The following is a 2,888-nucleotide window of genomic DNA, read 5'->3' as shown; positions in this document are numbered from 1 at the left end:
TTGTTTTTTACAACAACTATTTAAAATTTGATTACTTTTGATGTTCAATTTTTTCAACTAAAACAATAGACAAATGTCACATAATATTAAACCAGGAGTAGCTACAGGAAAGGAAGTTCAAGCTATTTTTAAACTAGCAAAAGAAAAAGGCTTTGCCTTACCAGCAGTTAACGTTGTTGGCAATAATTCTGTAAATGGTGTTTTAGAAGCAGCTGCTGCTTTAAACGCTCCTGTAATTATTCAATTCTCAAATGGAGGAGGCGTTTTTAATGCAGGAAAAAGTTTAAGCAACGAAAACCAACAAGCAGCAATTTTAGGCTGTATAGCAGGAGCAAAACATGTGCATTTAATGGCAGAAGCTTATGGTGTTCCAGTTATACTACATACAGATCACGCAGCAAAAAAATTACTACCTTGGATTGATGGTTTATTAGATGCAAGTGAAAAACATTTTGCTGAAACTGGAAAGTCGCTTTACAGTTCTCACATGATTGATTTAAGTGAAGAGCCTTTAGAAGAAAACATAGAAATTTGTAAAACATACCTTGAGCGCATGAGCAAAATGGGAATGACTTTAGAAATAGAATTAGGTATTACAGGTGGTGAAGAAGATGGTGTAGATAATAGTGATGTTGACGAATCTAAATTATATACTCAGCCAGAAGAAGTTGCTTACGCTTTCGAAGAGTTAAGCAAAGTAAGCGACCAGTTTACAATAGCAGCAGCCTTTGGAAACGTACATGGCGTTTACAAGCCAGGAAATGTAAAATTAACACCAAAAATTTTAAAAAATTCTCAAGAGTATATTTCTAAGAAATTTGGTGTTGCCCATAACCATATCGATTTTGTATTTCATGGTGGTTCTGGTTCTACAGAAGCAGAAATACAAGAAGCCATTGGTTATGGTGTTATTAAAATGAATATTGATACAGATATGCAATACGCATTCATGACTGGTGTTCGTGATTATATAGGAGCAAAAACTGAGTATTTAAAATCTCAAATAGGTTCTCCAGATGGTCCAGAATCTCCAAACAAAAAACATTACGATCCAAGAAAATGGTTAAGAGAAGGAGAAATTACATTTGTGGAACGTCTTAAAAAAGCATTCCAAGATTTAAATAATGTAAATACTTTATAACACATAAAATTTCACTTTTAAGTCCCATTCTAACACAGTTAAAATGGGACTTTTTTATTTAAAAAAACAAACCAAAACGATATAGCTATACCAAATGTTGAGTTGTATCGATAAAAATAGTAATTTTGTTGTCTTGTGTTTTGTAAAACATAAAACTAACTAACAGCAACTATTCTAGCTTATGCTAGAATTATAAACTAAAAAAAAGTAAATCAATATGGCTTGGTTTAAAAGAAAAGACAAAGGAATACAAACTTCTACTGAAGACAAAAAAGACATCCCAAAAGGATTGTGGTATAAGTCTCCTACTGGTAAAGTTATAGATTCTGAAGAATTAGCAAAAAATTTCTACGTAAGTCCAGAAGATGGTTATCACGTAAGAATAGGAAGTAAAGAATACTTCGAAATATTATTTGATGACAATAAATTTAAAGAATTAGATAAAGACTTAACATCTAAAGATCCTCTTAAATTTGAAGATACCAAAAAATACACAGACCGTTTAAAAGCAGCTCAAGAAAAAACTAATTTAAAAGATGCTGTACGTTGTGCAGTAGGAAAATCTAAAGGTAAAGACCTTGTTATTGCTGCAATGGATTTTGCTTTTATTGGCGGTTCTATGGGTTCTGTAGTAGGAGAAAAAATTGCTCGAGCAGCAGATTATGCTTTAAAAAACAAATTACCTTTCATGATTATTTCAAAATCTGGAGGTGCAAGAATGATGGAAGCTGCATTATCTTTAATGCAATTAGTAAAAACATCTTCTAAATTAGCACAACTTGCAGATGCAAAATTACCTTACATATCACTTTGTACAGACCCAACAACTGGAGGAACAACTGCTTCTTTTGCTATGCTAGGCGATATTAATATTGCAGAACCTGGTGCTTTAATTGCTTTTGCTGGACCTCGTGTTGTTAGAGACACAACAGGAAAAGAATTACCAGAAGGCTTCCAAACATCGGAGTTTTTATTAGATCATGGTTTTCTAGATTTTATTACACTTCGTAAAGAATTAAAAAATAAAGTAAATTTATATATAGATTTAATAACGAATCAGCCATTAAGAGCATAGCATTCATCATTAAATAACAACCCATTAAACAGCTTAAAAATAATACTATTTTAAGCTGTTTTTATTTTATACATAAGCTATTTGCAATTCAATAAAAATAACTATATTTGCCGCTCGAAAGATAGGCTTTCGTGTACATAACAATCATTTACAACAATATTAGAATGTATTTATCAAAAGAAGAAAAAGAGAAACTTTTTAAAAAACACGGTAAAAATGCAAAAGACACTGGTTCTGCAGAAGGACAGATTGCAATATTTACACAAAGAATTGAGCACTTAACAGCTCACTTAAAAAACAATCGTAAAGATTATAACACAGAACGTTCGTTAGTAATGCTAGTAGGTAAAAGAAGAAGCTTACTAGATTACTTAACTAAGAAAGATGTCTTAAGATATCGTGCAATAGTAAAAGAATTAGGATTAAGAAAATAATCTTAATATTATAGACCACGCCTAACAGCGTGGTTTTTTATTACAAATAAACTCGCTTTGGAAGAGTCTAAACTCCAAAATTGAAGAAGCTAGATCCTGAAACGCATTTCGACAAGCTCAATGTAAAAGTTCAGGAAAAACAGTTTTTCGTTGGTCACAACTACTACAACACAACAACCAATGTTTAACCAAAGTACAACTAGAGCTACTACCTCTAGAGTATAATTATTAAAACTTA

3 protein-coding genes are annotated in these 2,888 nt (G+C 31.6%); all 3 read left to right on the top strand.

What is annotated here, in order from left to right; all coding sequences use genetic code 11:
* Positions 1–73: 73 nt before the first annotated feature.
* The 3 genes from fbaA (at position 74) to rpsO (ending at position 2,650) form a co-directional block, all read left to right on the top strand.
* On the top strand, positions 74–1,141 hold the full coding sequence (gene fbaA / locus Q0C58_RS07950; protein WP_290699746.1) for a class II fructose-bisphosphate aldolase: 1,068 nt from the start codon (positions 74–76) through the stop codon (positions 1,139–1,141).
* 217 nt (positions 1,142–1,358) lie between these two features.
* The gene (gene accD / locus Q0C58_RS07945) at positions 1,359–2,216 is read left to right on the top strand and encodes an acetyl-CoA carboxylase, carboxyltransferase subunit beta (protein ID WP_290699744.1); all 858 of its coding nucleotides are present in this window, start codon (positions 1,359–1,361) and stop codon (positions 2,214–2,216) included.
* Between the two features lie 164 nt (positions 2,217–2,380).
* Positions 2,381–2,650 (top strand): 30S ribosomal protein S15, encoded by a 270-nt coding sequence (gene rpsO / locus Q0C58_RS07940; RefSeq protein WP_290699741.1) that lies wholly within the window; start codon positions 2,381–2,383, stop codon positions 2,648–2,650.
* The last annotated feature ends 238 nt before the right edge of the window (positions 2,651–2,888 follow it).

Origin of the sequence: Lacinutrix sp. (assembly GCF_023299985.1) — a bacterium.
Lineage (GTDB): Bacteria > Bacteroidota > Bacteroidia > Flavobacteriales > Flavobacteriaceae > Lacinutrix.
The sequence above is the reverse complement of the archived record's forward strand: the minus strand, read 5'-3'. Positions and strand labels throughout refer to the sequence as shown.

Coding starts and splice junctions, on each gene's coding strand:
- rpsO (WP_290699741.1), top strand. CDS start 2,381: ATGTATTTATCAAAAGAAGAAAAAGAGAAACTTTTTAAAAAACACGGT.
- fbaA (WP_290699746.1), top strand. CDS start 74: ATGTCACATAATATTAAACCAGGAGTAGCTACAGGAAAGGAAGTTCAA.
- accD (WP_290699744.1), top strand. CDS start 1,359: ATGGCTTGGTTTAAAAGAAAAGACAAAGGAATACAAACTTCTACTGAA.